The sequence below is a fragment of the Flavobacterium sp. 123 genome, assembly GCF_003634825.1.
In the GTDB taxonomy this organism is placed as follows: Bacteria; Bacteroidota; Bacteroidia; order Flavobacteriales; family Flavobacteriaceae; genus Flavobacterium.
The window spans coordinates 143,445-159,471 of sequence record NZ_RBXD01000001.1 but is presented as its reverse complement, the minus strand read 5'-3'; the positions used below and the strand labels follow the sequence as shown (position 1 = coordinate 159,471).

General features: G+C 32.5%; 11 protein-coding genes. All 11 read right to left on the bottom strand.

From position 1 onward, the window contains the following. Window positions 1-111: 111 nt before the first annotated feature. Window positions 112-585: a nuclear transport factor 2 family protein gene (locus tag C8C88_RS00710; RefSeq protein ID WP_121336302.1), complete on the bottom strand. Its 474-nt coding sequence runs from the start codon at window positions 583-585 to the stop codon at window positions 112-114. Window positions 586-648: 63 nt separating this feature from the next. After that, complete coding sequence (locus C8C88_RS00705; protein WP_121336301.1) at window positions 649-1,140, bottom strand: hypothetical protein; 492 nt, start codon at window positions 1,138-1,140, stop codon at window positions 649-651. 5 nt (window positions 1,141-1,145) lie between these two features. Further along, window positions 1,146-1,823: a peptidoglycan DD-metalloendopeptidase family protein gene (locus tag C8C88_RS00700; RefSeq protein WP_121336300.1), complete on the bottom strand. Its 678-nt coding sequence runs from the start codon at window positions 1,821-1,823 to the stop codon at window positions 1,146-1,148. A gap of 139 nt (window positions 1,824-1,962) precedes the next feature. Continuing rightward, on the bottom strand, window positions 1,963-4,371 hold the full coding sequence (locus C8C88_RS00695; RefSeq protein ID WP_121336299.1) for a thiamine pyrophosphate-dependent enzyme: 2,409 nt from the start codon (window positions 4,369-4,371) through the stop codon (window positions 1,963-1,965). Window positions 4,372-4,559: 188 nt separating this feature from the next. Then, window positions 4,560-7,388, bottom strand: a complete 2,829-nt coding sequence (locus tag C8C88_RS00690) for an aminopeptidase (protein ID WP_370453774.1) — start codon at window positions 7,386-7,388, stop codon at window positions 4,560-4,562. A 112-nt stretch (window positions 7,389-7,500) separates the two neighbouring features. Then, window positions 7,501-8,229 (bottom strand): TIGR00730 family Rossman fold protein, encoded by a 729-nt coding sequence (locus tag C8C88_RS00685; RefSeq protein WP_121336298.1) that lies wholly within the window; start codon window positions 8,227-8,229, stop codon window positions 7,501-7,503. 51 nt (window positions 8,230-8,280) lie between these two features. Beyond that, window positions 8,281-11,112: an excinuclease ABC subunit UvrA gene (gene uvrA, locus C8C88_RS00680; protein WP_121336297.1), complete on the bottom strand. Its 2,832-nt coding sequence runs from the start codon at window positions 11,110-11,112 to the stop codon at window positions 8,281-8,283. Between the two features lie 88 nt (window positions 11,113-11,200). Then, the gene (locus C8C88_RS00675) at window positions 11,201-12,985 is read right to left on the bottom strand and encodes a chloride channel protein (protein ID WP_121336296.1); all 1,785 of its coding nucleotides are present in this window, start codon (window positions 12,983-12,985) and stop codon (window positions 11,201-11,203) included. Between the two features lie 39 nt (window positions 12,986-13,024). Continuing rightward, a complete protein-coding gene (locus C8C88_RS00670; RefSeq protein WP_121336295.1) occupies window positions 13,025-13,693 on the bottom strand; it encodes a DNA alkylation repair protein in 669 nt (222 codons plus the stop codon). A 9-nt stretch (window positions 13,694-13,702) separates the two neighbouring features. Further along, a complete protein-coding gene (gene ggt / locus C8C88_RS00665; protein ID WP_121336294.1) occupies window positions 13,703-15,385 on the bottom strand; it encodes a gamma-glutamyltransferase in 1,683 nt (560 codons plus the stop codon). Next, a complete protein-coding gene (locus C8C88_RS00660; protein ID WP_121336293.1) occupies window positions 15,382-15,966 on the bottom strand; it encodes an ACP phosphodiesterase in 585 nt (194 codons plus the stop codon). The genes ggt and C8C88_RS00660 overlap by 4 nt, the downstream gene beginning before the upstream one ends. Window positions 15,967-16,027: the final 61 nt, after the last annotated feature.

The window sequence follows — 16,027 nt, the reverse complement described above, 5'->3', positions numbered from 1 at the left end:
TAGATTTTAATTAAACTGCAATAATTCAAAAGTTACTATTCCTGTTTATCTAATTGGCGAAACGGAATAAAATCAACTCTTTCAATCCTTTTATAGTTTGACTAAAATTTCTTATTTGAGAGTTGATTGATATTTTTTTAATGACAAAAGAGCTTTGTCTCGTATTTTTTTCTGAAAATAACCAGTCCAACCTAATAAAAAACCAGTTATTCCGAATGCTTGTTTGGACCATTTCCAGATATCAAAATCATCTACTTGTTTTATAATTAAACCGTCTTTAAAATTGAATTTAGAATGGATGATATTTGTTACAGGTCTATTGGTTTTACTGAAATTATAATTTGCAATCCATTTTATTGAACCTTGAAATTCATCTGCTTTTATATCTGAAAATTCAATTTTCATATTTCCTTTACTGTTTTTTAGTAGCATTTCCCACATTTGAGAAACAGAATGTCCTTTAAGAGTGCCAAAAGCGGGATCATAGAAATTGATGTTGGGATGGTAACAAGAACGCATCGTTTTTGCATCATAATTTTTAAATGCGGTATAGAATTTTATAAGAATTTTTTCGTTTTCAGTCATTTTGTTAGATATAAATGGGTTTTTTAGGAGTACTAATTTTAAAATTCAATCGAAAGTTGATACTTACATTTTGCTTAATGAATCCATCCAATCCATAGATTTTATGGCTGATACTTTTTCTTCTTCATTCATAAACACGCGTAACTCTTTGTTGGCTATTTTTTTAGTATATAAAGCCTTAAATCTAAAAATAGTTGTTGCTGTAGCCGGGTCTTTATAAACTTCAATTAAATTAAGATCTTTAAAAGTACCGTAAAACTGTCTGAATTTTGTGCAGGTTTTTGTTAATCGTTCTAAAGTAGTATTTTTAATTACCGAAGGAGTTGCTTCACTTTCGTTAAAAGGCTTAAATTTCGATGTGTTACAGGTCATCAAGACTCTTTTTCCTAACTCATAGGCTTTTGTTTTTTTTGCCTCGCTAACTTCGGATACGGGTAATTTTATTATTTCAACTTTTTCGGGACTAGGATCATCTGGAATTGAAACTGCAGTTTTGGATTTACAGCTAGAGAGAAAGAGAAAGAGCAGTATTAAAAGGGGGCTTAGTTTTTTCATAATGCTTATTTTATTTTTAGTAATAGATTTGGATTAGGGCAGTTTTCTAAATAATAATTCAAGTCTTTTTTGCTACAAACGCCGGGATAATCACCGATATTTGTTGCTATATCTTTTATAATCTGAAAATGTAAATGTGGTGCATAATTACCATTTACACTAGCATCTCCTAGAGTTGCTAATTGTTGCCCTTTTGTAAAAAAACTACCGACTTCAATATTTGCAATACTTTCTAACGATAAATGACCGTATAAAGTATAAAAAGATTGGTCTTTTATGCTGTGTTTTAATAGAATTGTTGGTCCATAATCGCCTAAATTATTATTGTAATTGAAACTATGAACTGTCCCGTCTAAAGCTGCTAATACAGGTGTGCCCGCCTTAATCCATAAATCTAAACCAATATGGATGTTCCGTTCTTCTGTTTGATTATCATTAAAAACCGTGCTTCTTTTATATAGATTTCGCTCTTCATTATAACCTCCAAAAGCAACCTTTGCTTTATTTTTAAGCAATTTTTCTTCGATAAATTCCTCAAAGATAGTTGCATCATCAATGGCTAATTTTGATAATTCAATATTGGAAACAGATAAATCTAAAGGAATATATTCAGTATACGATATAGAATCATCTATTACTTTTACATTTTGAATCTCTTTCAAGAGGTTTTCTAAAGTTTCCATAAGTGCTTATTTATAGTGCTAAATTTAAAATAAATTTGATGACAATTAAGGTTTATTGCAGGTATTCTGTTTTAGAGCCTGCAATCAATAAAAAAAGGATGCTTATAATAGCATCCTTTTTTACGTATAAAATTATTTTTTAATATAAATCCGGAAATTTTGAAGGGTTAACTTCATTCATCATCGCATAGACTTTTTCAAATATATCCTCAGTTGATGGTTTTGAAAAATAATCACCATCAGTTCCATAAGCAGGTCTGTGCGCTTTTGAAGTTAATGTTTGCGGTTTACTATCTAAATGCTCATATCCATTTTGTTGTTCGATTATTTGTTGTAAAATATATGCCGAAGCTCCACCAGGAACATCTTCATCAATTACTAATAATCGATTTGTTTTAGCAATACTTTTTACAATATCATGATTGATATCAAATGGAAGTAGCGATTGTACATCAATGATTTCGCAATCAATTCCTATTTCTTGAAGTTCTTTTGCTGCTTGTTGTACCAATCGTAAAGTGGAACCGTAGGAAACTAATGTGATATCAGCTCCTTCTTTTAGAGTTTCAACAACACCGATTGGAGTTTTAAATTCTCCAAAATTAAGTGGCATTTTTTCTTTTAATCGGTATCCATTTAAACATTCTATAACTAGAGCAGGTTCATCACATTCTAAAAGGGCATTATAAAATCCTGCCGCTTGTGTCATGTTTCTAGGAACTAAAACGTGTATACCTCTTATAGCGTTAATGATCATTCCCATTGGAGAGCCAGAATGCCAAATACCTTCTAAACGATGCCCTCTGGTACGAATAATTAGTGGTGCTTTTTGTTTTCCAACAGTTCTGTATTGTAAGGTAGCCAAATCATCGCTCATGATTTGTATTGCGTATAATAGATAGTCTAAATATTGAATTTCAGCAATTGGGCGAAGACCTCGTAATGCCATTCCTATTCCTTGTCCCAAAATAGTTGCTTCACGAATTCCTACATCAGCCACGCGAAGAGCGCCATATTTTTCTTGCATACCTTCTAAACCTTGGTTTACATCACCAATGTTTCCTGCATCTTCACCAAATACTAATGTTTCAGGATATTTAGTAAAAAGAGCATCAAAGTTATCGCGTATTATCATACGTCCATCAGTATCTTCCTTAGCGTTTTCAGCATATTTAGGCAATACCTTTTTTACAGAAAACACATTCGATTCAGATTCAGAAAATAAATTACTACTGAATTTTTGTTGTGTTTTTGCTGTATAATTTTTTATCCAGTTAGCTAATTCTGTTTTTCCATTTTCATTAATTAGCAATCTTAAAACTTTACGTGCAGTAACAAGAATTTCTTTTTTTAATGGATCTTTTATGTTGTTTAAATTAGCAGTAAACTTTAAAATTAGATCTTTATTTTTACTTGTAATTGCTATTTTTTCTAACAAGGAGACAAGCTCTTTTTGTTCTTCAACGATTGGGTCAATAAAAGACTTCCAAGCTGCTTTTTTACCTTCTAAGACTTCTTTTTTGGCTGCTGAATCTATTTCATCAAGTTCTTCTGGTGAAGCAATATTAATTGCAATCATCCATAATTTCATTTGACGAATACAATCAAAATCTTTTTCCCAAGCTAATCGTTCTCCGTTTTTATATCTTTCATGTGAACCAGAACTTGAATGTCCTTGCGGCTGTGTCAATTGGTTTACATGAATTAAAACAGGCACATGGTTTTCTCGTGCAATAGTAGCGGCTTTTTCATAAGTTGCTATTAAATCCACATAATCCCATCCTTTTACGGTAAGAATTTCGAAGCCATTTGTGTTTTCTTCTCTTTGATATCCTTTTAGAATCTCCGAAATACTTTCTTTTGTGGTTTGGTGTTTAGCATGAACAGAAATTCCATATTCATCATCCCAAACACTCATTACTAATGGCACTTGCAAGACTCCTGCAGCATTGATAGTTTCAAAGAAAACCCCTTCGGAGGTACTTGCGTTTCCAATTGTTCCCCATGCAATCTCATTTCCCTCTATTGAAAAATTAGAAGCATTTGTTATTCCTGAAACTTGTCTGTATATTTTTGATGCTTGTGCTAATCCTAATAATCTTGGCATTTGTGCCGCTGTAGGAGATATATCTGCACTTGAATTTTTTTGTTTTGTTAAGTCCTTCCAAGTCCCATCTTCATTTAAACTATGGGTTACAAAATGGCCTCCCATTTGTCTTCCCGCTGACATAGGTTCTTTTTCTATATCTGTATGACCATATAATCCTGCGAAAAACTGTTCAATAGTTAATTCGCCAATAGCCATCATGAATGTTTGATCGCGATAATAGCCGGAACGGAAATCACCATTTTTGAATGATTTTGCCATAGCAAGCTGTGGAACCTCTTTACCATCGCCAAAAATTCCAAATTTAGCCTTTCCTGTTAATACTTCCTTTCGACCTAATAGGCTACATTCTCTGCTTGTTATTGCAATTTTGTAGTCATTCAATACTTCGGTTTTGAAATCTTCAAATGTCAATGTAGAATTGGTTTTTTCTTTTATCATAATTGAAAAGGATCACTTAGTTCGGCAAATTTACTTAAAAACTGGCTATTTTCATAATTCATTAAACAAAATACAATTTTATTATTTACAATCAATTTGCTGTAAACTACTTATTTTTTTAAATTAAATTTATCAAAAAAACGATTTTAGCAATAATAATATAATATATAGTGATTTTTGATACTATATTAAAGCCATTTTCTATTAAAAAGATTGATTAATGTTTTTGGCGAAAATGTAACTACAAAGCGTATTTTTTCATTGTAATTCTTTTGGGCTATTTCCCATCCGTTATTGGAATAAACGGGCAAATACAATTCAAAATAGTCTGTAACTAGATTTAATCGAATTCCGCTATCGTAAACAAACTTTTCATTTTGATATTTATTTTTCAATAAACCAAGATCGCCATATACTTCAATCCAATTCCAAATATTAAAACTTCCGTTTAATGTTGTAATCCATTGATTTGCATAAGGCGTGTTTAATTTAGATTTAAAACCACCTTCGGCTTGAATGAATTGTTGACTAAAAAAACCAGTACTTTCAGAGCGTCCATAATAGTTGTAATCAAAAAGATAATCTGTAGGTCTGTCTAATGCAAAACTGAAATAATTGGAGTTGGTATTGTTGTACAAGAAACTTCCCGCATAGAAACGTAAATTAATTTGGCGATTGTTTTCAAATAATTTTCTATACTCCATTTCAGCAGCTAGTTTTCCGAATTTACCTGAAATTTGAACATCTGATATAAAATTGAAATGATTGATAATTTCTGTTCGAGTATTGAAATATTTGATGTTAAATACAGAATAATTTTCGGTTGAATTGTCAAAAACGATGTTGCTTTTCTCTCTGTTAACCATAACTTGTCGTAAGAGAATCAATTGTTTTCTATTATCTCTGAAATTTTCTTCTCTGATTCGTAATTGCGCCATTGGGTTTATTCTCAAATAAGCAGCATCTGGCGCATAATGAAAATAAGATCCCGATAATGAATATCTTACACTAAATAAATTGCTGTTTCTGTAATTTTCATTGACAACAAATAGGGCAGAACCGGATAGGTTATTTGATTTAGTTGAGTAGGCAGGATTGACATCAAATATAAAAGGTTTCTCTAAAATAGTTTTATTATGAAGCCTTAATCCAGGAGAAATACCATCATAATAATTATACGTTAGTGATGGAACATATAAAATCTGATTGTAATAAGGATCTTCTAAATCTTTCAGAAAAGCAAATTTTATTGGTCGATTATTAGGGAAAAAGCCCTCTAATTTTTTCCAGTTATTCCTTAAATTATATTCAGGAACTTCATTTTTATAATTTAAAATTATTTTATCAGCATTTTTTCGAGCTAATGTAAAAGTACTGTCACATTCTTTGATATCTAGCCATTCTTTGAAAACCACAGTGCCTTTTTTGATTCCATAAATTGGAATAGGAATGGGGATTTCAGTTCTGTTTTTTATTGAAAAAGTGATACTTTCTTTTGTTTTTGAAACCTTCGAAAACTTATAATCAATGATTTCCCTTGAATCAATTATGGTTGTAAAGAACCAGTCAATATTCTTATCGGTATTTGATTTTAATGCCATTTCAAAATCGGATCTTGAAACTTGTTGGTTTAAATTTTCCGAATAAAATTGGCGAATGCTATTGGTTACGGCGTTTTGTTGTAAATAATTATCTAAAAAACGAAAGCTCAAACCAGCACGGTATTTACTGGCAATTTGTTCGTTAAATTTGATTAATGCTGTTTTAGGACTTCCTAGAGGTTGGTCTAAATTTTTTCGAGCCATGAGCATATAAAAATAGCTGTATTGCTCATTAAAATCTAGGTTAGTTAGATTATATGTTTTTAATATACCAATGCCAGATGCACTACCAAGCATTTTGCTTTGAGGATGGTTTTCCTCAATGTATTTCATCATGGTGTAGACTTGAATTCCATCATAAATCCAATTGTCTTTTCTATGATCTAATCGAAGACTATTTTTTAGATAAGCGTTCAAGTACGTTTTCAAGAACTTAACTTCAAACATGAATTCATCCGAAAATGGACTAATAAAAGAAGGCAATTGATTTAAACCATAAAAAGGATTTCGCTCATAATCAGCTTCTGAAACGATGATTTTTTCGTGAGGATATTTTCCAATCAAACCGTTTGTAAAAGCAACAATTCGATTTACTACAATAGCTTTTTGTGGATCTGATAATTTATTGTTTTTGATATCTGTTAGAACTTCTAAAGAATCGTTTTTATAGCTGTAAAAACTTGATTTTGGTTCTATAAAAAGACTAAAATCTGTTCTGTTTTTCCCCGTTAATTTATAAACTGAAAACGACTTATTATCAGTTTGAGTTTCGTCATTCAAATCTGTGACCAACTTGAAGTCTTTTGGAATTTTTATATCCAAATCAAAATCACAAGTTGCATTAGCAATATCGTCTAAATTGTTATTGCTATATTTGATGAAATTATGATTTTCATAGCGGGCAGGCATTAGAAACCAGTTTTTGAGGTTCATACTCCCAGCAGATGAAAACCCATATTTAGTAAATTTGTCACTTGGAATTTTCGAAAAATAAGTAAGATATAAAGTGATTTTTTGTTTTGGAGCCAATTTTTCTCTCAATTGAACCTCAATATAATCTGGATTTTTTTTCGTTCTTTCCCAAGAAAGAAATGATTTATCAGAAGATATGATGGTTAAATTTTTTGTTCCGCCACGTTCTTCTTCCTTTGCAAGGTGAAAACCCCTATAAAATTCATCTGAAAATCGTCTTCCTAAAGGCGTATTTTTATCTGAATACGCATTGTTCCAATCATTCAAAACAATAGACGATAAGGTGTCGTTTGTTGTGTTGAAAAACGTGATTTCTTGCTGGACATTAAGTACTTTAGTGACTGGATTTGCTTCAACAGTTAGTTGAGAATGATGCTGAGCAAACAGTTGTGCAGATACTAATAAGACAATAAAAAAGAGCGCTATTTTAGATATTGATTTCAAGAAATTTTAAATTTAAAAACGAAACCAATATACGGTTTATTGCCTAGAAAAAGAATGCTTTTTTGTAAAAATGGCTTCAAAAAATAAAATATTTTGAAGCCATTTTTGTTATTTAGAAATTCGGACTTAAATCGTATTTTTTATAGAATTTATCTAAAACAGCAACTACTTCTTCTTCAGTATCTACAATTACAAATAAATCTAAATCAGCGGCACTTACCGTATGTTCTCTTTCTACTAAAACTGTTTTTATCCAAGTAACTAATCCAGACCAAAAGCTCGAACCTACTAATATAATTGGGAATTTTCCAATTTTTTTGGTTTGAATCAAAGTCATAGCTTCAAATAATTCATCCATAGTTCCAAAACCTCCAGGCATGACAACAAATCCCTGCGAATATTTGACAAACATCACTTTTCTGACAAAAAAGTAATCAAAGTTTAGATTCTTATCATGGTCAATATAAGGATTGAAATGTTGTTCAAAAGGCAATTCAATATTCAGTCCCACCGAAGCACCTCCGCCTAAATGCGCACCTTTGTTTCCCGCTTCCATTATTCCAGGTCCACCTCCAGTGATTACACCATATCCAGCTTTACTGATTTTGTATGCAATTTTTTCGGCAAGTAAATAATAATGGTCATTTGGCTTTGTTCTAGCAGAGCCAAATATGGTAACACAAGGACCTATTCGTCCCATATTTTCATAACCATTAACAAATTCAGACATAATCTTGAAAATCGCCCAGCTATCATTAGTTCTGATTTCATTCCAAGTTTTACGCTTTAATTTGTCTTGGATTACTTTATCTTCATCGTTATCAAAATCTTCTAATCTCATTCTTTTTATATTTTTTTGGAGCTATTTCTAGTCATTTACTTTATCTAAAAACTAAAGTAATTCTTTTTTCAAAAACTCTGCGGTATAGCTCTTTTTTATTTTTATAATTTCTTCAGGTGTCCCCTTAGCAACAAGTTGGCCACCACCTTTGCCGCCTTCAGGACCAATATCTATAATATAATCGGCTAGTTTAATTACATCCATATTATGCTCTATAATCAAAATAGTATTGCCTTTATCAACGAGTTTGTTAATTACATCCATCAATACTCTGATGTCTTCAAAGTGCAAACCTGTTGTAGGTTCATCAAGAATATAAAAAGTATTTCCAGTATCTTTTTTTGACAATTCTCCAGCCAGTTTGATACGTTGTGCTTCACCACCAGAAAGTGTCGTACTTTGTTGTCCCAACGTGATATATCCCAAACCAACATCTTGAAGTGTTTTTACTTTTCGATAAATTTTAGGGATATTTTCAAAAAACGGAACCGCTTCGTCAATAGTCATATTCAATACATCCGAAATCGATTTTCCTTTGTATCTAATTTCTAATGTTTCTCTGTTAAAACGCTTTCCTTGACAGGTTTCACATTCAACATATACATCTGGCAGAAAGTTCATTTCAATCGTTCGTACACCAGATCCTTCGCAGGTTTCACAACGCCCACCTTTCACATTAAAGCTGAAACGTCCTGCTTTATATCCACGAATCATACTTTCAGAAGTCATGGTAAATAGATTTCGGATTTCGGTGAAAACTTCCGTATAGGTTGCTGGATTTGAGCGCGGAGTTCGTCCAATAGGGCTTTGGTCAATATCAATTACTTTATCAATATGTTCCAAACCTTCAATTTTTTTGTAAGGCTGTGGTTTCTTTACGCCATTAAAATAATAAGCATTCAGAATAGGATATAGTGTTTCGTTGATTAAGGTTGATTTTCCACTTCCAGAAACACCCGTTACACAAATCATTTTTCCCAAAGGCAATTCTATCGAAACATTTTTTAGGTTATTTCCTGTAGCGCCAGTAAGTTTTAGAAATTTTCCATTTCCTTCGCGGCGTTTTGCAGGAACTTCGATTTTCATTTCTCCGTTTAAATACTGCGCCGTCATGGTGTGTGAGGCCAGAATTTCGGCAGGAGTTCCTTCGCTAATTATTTCACCACCATATTTACCCGCTTTTGGACCAATATCAATAACATAATCCGCACGTTCAATCATGTCTTTATCATGTTCAACAACAATCACAGAATTACCAATGTCACGTAATTGTTCCAATGAATGAATCAGTTTTTCATTGTCTCTTTGATGTAAACCAATGCTTGGTTCGTCAAGAATATAGAGCACACCTACGAGTTGAGAACCAATTTGGGTTGCTAATCGGATGCGCTGTGCCTCACCACCCGAAAGTGATTTTGAGCTTCGGCTTAACGCCAAATAATTCAAACCAACATTCATCAAAAAGTTCAAACGATCTTTGATTTCTTTGACTACTTCGGTGGCAATGCGTTTTTGTTTATCTGATAAATGATTTTCTAATTCTTTGAACCAAACTGTCAAATCTGAAATGTCCATATTGCACAATTCAGCAATGTTTTTTTCATTGACTTTGAAAAACAATGCTTCTTTTTTCAAACGTGAACCTTCGCAAACAGGACATTTTACTTCGTCCATAAATTCCTTTGCCCATCGTTTTATTGAAGTAGAGCCACTTTCATCATGTTGGTTTTTGATAAAATGTGAAATTCCTTCAAAGTCGATTTTATATTCTCGAGCGACACCTAAATCTTTTGAATTAATTACAAATTTCTCTTTTCCACCATTCAGAATCATTTCCATCGCTTCTTCCGAAATAGTTTCAACGGCATCTGTTAATTTGAAACCATACTTTTCTCCAATAATTTCCAATTGTTTGAAAATCCAAGAAGATTTGTATTCTCCCAAAGGGGCAAAACCACCATTTTTAATCGATAATTTTGGATTTGGAATAATCTTTTTAATATTGATTTCGTTGATAGTTCCCAAGCCATTACAATCATTACAAGCTCCTTTTGGTGAATTGAAAGAAAATAAGTTGGGTTCTGGATTTTGATAGGAAATACCAGTTGTTGGACACATTAAATTTCTACTGAAATAGCGAATTTCATTAGTGTCTTGATCTAAAACGATTAGTACGTTTTCGCCATGATGCATAGCCGTATTGATGCTTTCAGAAAGACGTTTTTGATTGTCAGTGGTATCCTCAACAACCATTCTGTCTACAACAATTTCTATATCGTGAGTTTTATAACGGTCTAATTTCATTCCTGAAATTAAGTCCTGAATTTCACCATTTACACGGACTTTTAAAAATCCTTGTTTGGTTATTTGTTGAAAAAGTTCTGCGTAATGTCCTTTTCTAGCCCTGATAATCGGCGCCAGAATATTAATTCGTTTTCCTGAGAAATCTTGAATAATCAACTCTTTGATTTGCTCATCAGAGTAAGAAACCATTTTTTCACCCGTATTGTAGCTATAAGCATCAGCTGCACGAGCATAAAGTAAACGCAGAAAATCGTATATTTCGGTTATTGTTCCTACTGTTGAGCGAGGACTTTTGCTGGTTGTTTTTTGTTCAATAGCAATTACAGGCGAAAGACCATCAATTTTATCCACATCAGGACGTTCTAGTCCGCCAAGAAATTGTCTTGCATATGCAGAAAAAGTTTCCACATAACGGCGTTGCCCTTCGGCGTAAATAGTATCGAAAGCTAAAGAAGATTTCCCAGAACCCGAAAGACCAGTAATTACTACCAGTTTTTCGCGAGGAATAGAAATATCGATGTTTTTTAGATTGTGTACTCTGGCACCTTGAACCTCAATTGTATTGTCTTTGTCTAACATAGTTTTTTGCAAAAAAGCAAAGTTACCATTTTGATTTATTCTTTCGATACAACAGTTTAGAAGTTTATGTTAAAATCAGAAGTTGAACTTATTCTATTGTCATTGATTTCAGTTTGGTTCTGTATGCTTCTAATGCTACAGATTTAGAGATAAAACCAAAATATTTGTCGTTTTTAAGAACAGGTAAGAATGCTTTTCTTGATTTTTCGAATTTATTCATAACAAGTTCCATGCTGTCATCAGGATAAATTGTTTCTACAGGTTCCGTCATGATTTCTTTGACCAAAGTATATTTAACCCGATAGGTATTAAAAATTATTTCTCGAATATCATTAAAATGGACAATGCCTAACAAATGATTTTCTGTATCAACAACAGCAAAAATAACTTGATTAGAATGAGAAATTAAATCGACTAATTTTTCCAGGTTTTCATTTGGTGTAACCGTTAAATAATCCGTTTGAATAATAGAATTTGTGTCTAATGTAGAAAGAATATTCGTGTCTTTATTGCTAGTAAAAGCATGCCCTTTTTTTGCTAAATTCTTAACATCTAAGGAATGTTTTTCAAAACGTTTTGAAATCGCAAAACTAATCGACGAAACAATCATCAGCGGAATCATTAGATCGTAACCTCCTGTAATTTCTGCAATTAAGAAAATTCCAGTTAATGGCGCGTGAAATAAACCACTTAGTATTCCTGCCATTCCAACCATGGTGAAATTGCTGATTGGCAGTTTAGTGAATCCAGTTAGATTTAGAAATTTAGAAAAGAAAAAACCAACATAAGAACCCAAAAATAAGGAAGGTGCAAAGTTTCCTCCATTTCCTCCGCTTCCCAGTGTAATTCCTGTTGCAAATGCTTTTATCATCATGGTGCAACCTACAAATAGTAAAAGTGCCCAACTGTTATTTCTAAAACTGCTAAACAAGGTGTCTTCCAATAATTGCCCGGGATCATTTTCGGAAAGAATTTTAATACTTTCATATCCTTCTCCAAATAATGTTGGAAAAATAAAAATAAGAATGGCTAAAATGGAAGAACCAAACAATGCTTTTTTATAAGGTCGGAGTTTTAAATGTCCGAAAAAATGTTCTGCTCTCTGAAAATTTCTAGAATAGTAAACAGCTATAAATCCAGTAAATACGCCCAGTAAAACATAAAATGGGATGTTATGATAATTAAAAACCTGTTGTTGTCTAAACGACAATAAAATAGTTTCATCCAGAACGATTACAGATACTAATGCGCCTGTTGCAGCGGCAATCATGATAGGCGTAAAAGCAGAAATACTTACATCAACTAATAAAACTTCGATAGCAAATAATACTCCTGCAATGGGTGCATTGAAAGCTGCGGCTATACCTGCTGCAACTCCACAACCAATTAAGAGCGTTCTGTCTTTATAACTTAACTTGTATTTTTGAGCGTAATTAGAACCAAAAGCAGCACCTGTAATTACAATTGGGCTTTCTAAACCAGCAGATCCTCCTAAACCAACAGTAAGGGAACTTGTGATGATTTGAGCATACATTTGTTTTCTAGGAATGATACTCGCTTTTTTTGCAACAACATATAAAATTTGTGAAGTTCCTTTTTGAATTGTACCTCCTAAAAAACGTTTGATTACAAAAACAGTCAGTAAAATTCCAATTATTGGCAAAAGGCTATTTAAGAATCCAAACTTTAAAATCCGACTTACATAAGTAGCAAACATGAAAACCCAGTGCGCAAAAGTCTTTAATACAATTACCGCAAAAGCAGCCGAAATACCTACCAAAACAGCAGATAAAAAGATAAATTGCTTTTGAGTTATTTTAGTTTGCGACCAAGCAATGATGCCTTCTAATTTGTAAATAAATTTTTTGAACATGACTTGTTTTATGAGCGTGCTAAATTACTATTATATTAATTATCTTATATTTTTTAAGCCTTCTTTTTTGCTTAAAGGTTTTAAATTACTGTTATCAATATAGTTTTTAACGGCCTCAGGATTTGTTTTTGCATATTCGCGCAACGCCCATCCAATGGCTTTTTGAATAAAAAACTCCTTTGAATTTTGATGTTTTTCACAGATTTCCTTTAGTAAAACAAAATTAGTTTTTTCTTTATACCCCAACTGAAATAAAATGGCACTTCGGTTAAGCCACATATTCTCTGAATTGGAAAAGCGATTGACTGTGTTTTTTGTTTCTAAAGGCAATTCTAATAAATATTGCCCTAAAATATATTTAGCAATGGTGTCAACACTATCCCACCAGGAGTTGGTTAGGATTAATTTTTCAATTAGCTTAATATCTTGTTTTTTATAGCTTTTTTTGAGTGATTTTAGTAGAATTTCTATTGCACAGTAATGAAGCTCTCGTTCTGGTTTTAAATATAATTCCAAAGCAATTTCTGTAGCATGTAAGGAAACTTCCGTTTGATTTTCTCTCCATATTTCCTTAAAAATTTTTCGTCTGTCGTCCGTTTTTATTCCAAAAAAAAGAAAATTATTTTTCATGTATTTCGCCATGAAAAAGGCGTTTTCAGGATTCCTTTTTTCGGCATAAGAGTTTTCTAATGAAAGTATGAAGCTCATATTTATTTTTTAAAATCCGCTGGCTTTATCATCTCCTCTAAAATCCGCTCCGCCTTCTAAGTTATTATTTGGCAGAACCAATATAGCGTCAACTTTACCAATAACAGGAGTTGTTTTTTCGTTGATAAGATAGCCTTTCGTTTTTAGTGTTTCAATAGTTTTAGGTTCAAATGTATTGGGTTCAAAAGTAATCAAATCTGGTAGCCATTGATGATGAAAACGAGGAGCATTCACGGATTCTTGCATACTCATTCCATATTCATATACATTTAATATGGTTTGTAAAACAGAAGTAATAATCGTTGAACCACCCGGCGAACCAACCACCATGAATAGTTTTCCATTTTTCTCAACAATTGTGGGTGTCATTGAGCTCAACATTCTTTTTTGAGGAGCGATACTATTGGCTTCATTTCCAACTAAACCAAACATATTCGGTTCACCAGGTTTTGCACTGAAATCATCCATTTCGTTGTTTAAGAAAAAACCTAATTCATCACAATAATATTTAGATCCGTAACCGTCATTAATAGTTGTGGTTGCTGCTATAGCATTGCCAAAGGAATCTATTATGGAGTAATGTGTTGTTTCGGTGCTTTCATTATAGGAAACTTTTCCTTCTTTGATATCGGATGATAAGGTTGCTTTATCAAAACTAAAATTCGACATTCTTTGTTTTAAATAATCATCCGCAATTAATGCTTTTAAAGGGATTTTTACAAAATCAGGATCTCCTAAATAAAAACTTCTATCGGCATAGGCTCTTCTTTCTGCTTCAACAATTACTTGAATAGCATCTGAGGAATTATGTCCCATTTTAGAGAGGTCAAAGGGAGCAATCATTTTCATGATTTCGGCTAAGCAAATTCCACCGCTACTGGGAGGAGACATCGAAATTATATTTAAATCTTTGTAGTCAAAACGCAACGGAGATCTCCATTTTGCTTCGTATTTCGCTAAATCTTTTAGCGTGATTATAGCGCCATTTTTCTGAAGGTATTTGACTAATATTTTAGCGGTTTTGCCTTTATAAAATTCATCGCTGCCATTTTTAGAAATTCTTTTTAAAGTTTCAGCTAGTTCTGGATATTTGATGGTGTCATTCTGTTTGTAAACTGTTGCAAATTTTGTTTTTAGACCATTAGCTTTTATAATTAAATCGCGATAATCGTGTAATCTTTTTTCTTGTTTTTGGGTTACAACAACTCCTTTCTCTGCTAATGCAATTACGGGTTTCATAATTTCAGACATTGGTAAAGAGCCGTATTTTTTATGAACTGCAAATACTCCAGCTATTGTACCAGGAACACCAATAGCAAGAGGAGTCTCTGTACTTTTGCCTTTTATAACATTTTTGTTTTTGTCTAAAAACATATCCTTTGTTGCGGCTAGAGGAGCTTTTTCGCGATAATCTAAAGAGCCAACCTCACCATTTGCTTTTCTGAAAACCATAAAACCACCTCCGCCAATATTTCCAGCATAGGGGTAGGCTACTGCCAAAGCTAATTCAGTTGCAACCATTGCATCAAAGGCATTTCCACCCTTTTTTATGATTTCGACACCTATTTTTGAAGCTTCTTCTCGAGCAGAAACGACCATTCCTTTTTGTGCAATTAAACCAGTTTGTGCGATTGAATAATTTGTAAATGAAAAAAGCAAAGAAATAGAAAGGATTAGTATAGTTTTTTTCATAATTGTTTTAATTTTTCTGATGATATGTTTTGAATGTCTTTAAAAAATAATGTGAACTCATTCTCAAATTCAGAATAAAATTTTACAAGTTCCGTATTTGCAAACCGCATTTTTGATTGATTATTAGTTCTAGAATCCATTTGCGTGAGTATTTTAGTAATTCCCTCAACGGTTTGATAACTTACAAGCCAATTGTGTTGAATCATATACGGCATAAAATTTCTTGTTTTATCACTTAGAACAGCAATATTTTTGTCTAATGATTGATAAAAACGAGCTACAAAATCTTCAAGTTTTTCATTAGAATATAAGTTCCAATTTTTCGCCAGAAAGTGATCGTAGAAGACATCTACAATGACCCCAGCATAATGATGATAGTTGGTGTGTAAACGTTTCGTACTTTGTCTAAAAACAGGATGTGCATCAGTATAGGTGTCAATCGCACGATGAAGAACAATTCCTTTTTGGATATCCAATGGAAAGGTTTCATATTGTTTCCCACGAATGCCATCAGCCATAAAATTGCCGATTTTAATCAAATCGTTATCACCAGAAAGATAGATATGTGCTAGAAAATTCATTTGACTAAATTAGGTATTTTAATGATGAATTTTGAATTCTAAATGACTTTTATAATTTGTC

What these genes read in the sequence shown, in the direction of transcription:
- C8C88_RS00710 (WP_121336302.1), bottom strand. Translation starts at nt 585, where the DNA reads ATGACTGAAAACGAAAAAATTCTTATAAAATTCTATACCGCATTTAAA.
- C8C88_RS00705 (WP_121336301.1), bottom strand. Translation starts at nt 1,140, where the DNA reads ATGAAAAAACTAAGCCCCCTTTTAATACTGCTCTTTCTCTTTCTCTCT.
- C8C88_RS00700 (WP_121336300.1), bottom strand. Translation starts at nt 1,823, where the DNA reads ATGGAAACTTTAGAAAACCTCTTGAAAGAGATTCAAAATGTAAAAGTA.
- C8C88_RS00695 (WP_121336299.1), bottom strand. Translation starts at nt 4,371, where the DNA reads ATGATAAAAGAAAAAACCAATTCTACATTGACATTTGAAGATTTCAAA.
- C8C88_RS00685 (WP_121336298.1), bottom strand. Translation starts at nt 8,229, where the DNA reads ATGAGATTAGAAGATTTTGATAACGATGAAGATAAAGTAATCCAAGAC.
- uvrA (WP_121336297.1), bottom strand. Translation starts at nt 11,112, where the DNA reads ATGTTAGACAAAGACAATACAATTGAGGTTCAAGGTGCCAGAGTACAC.
- C8C88_RS00675 (WP_121336296.1), bottom strand. Translation starts at nt 12,985, where the DNA reads ATGTTCAAAAAATTTATTTACAAATTAGAAGGCATCATTGCTTGGTCG.
- C8C88_RS00670 (WP_121336295.1), bottom strand. Translation starts at nt 13,693, where the DNA reads ATGAGCTTCATACTTTCATTAGAAAACTCTTATGCCGAAAAAAGGAAT.
- ggt (WP_121336294.1), bottom strand. Translation starts at nt 15,385, where the DNA reads ATGAAAAAAACTATACTAATCCTTTCTATTTCTTTGCTTTTTTCATTT.
- C8C88_RS00660 (WP_121336293.1), bottom strand. Translation starts at nt 15,966, where the DNA reads ATGAATTTTCTAGCACATATCTATCTTTCTGGTGATAACGATTTGATT.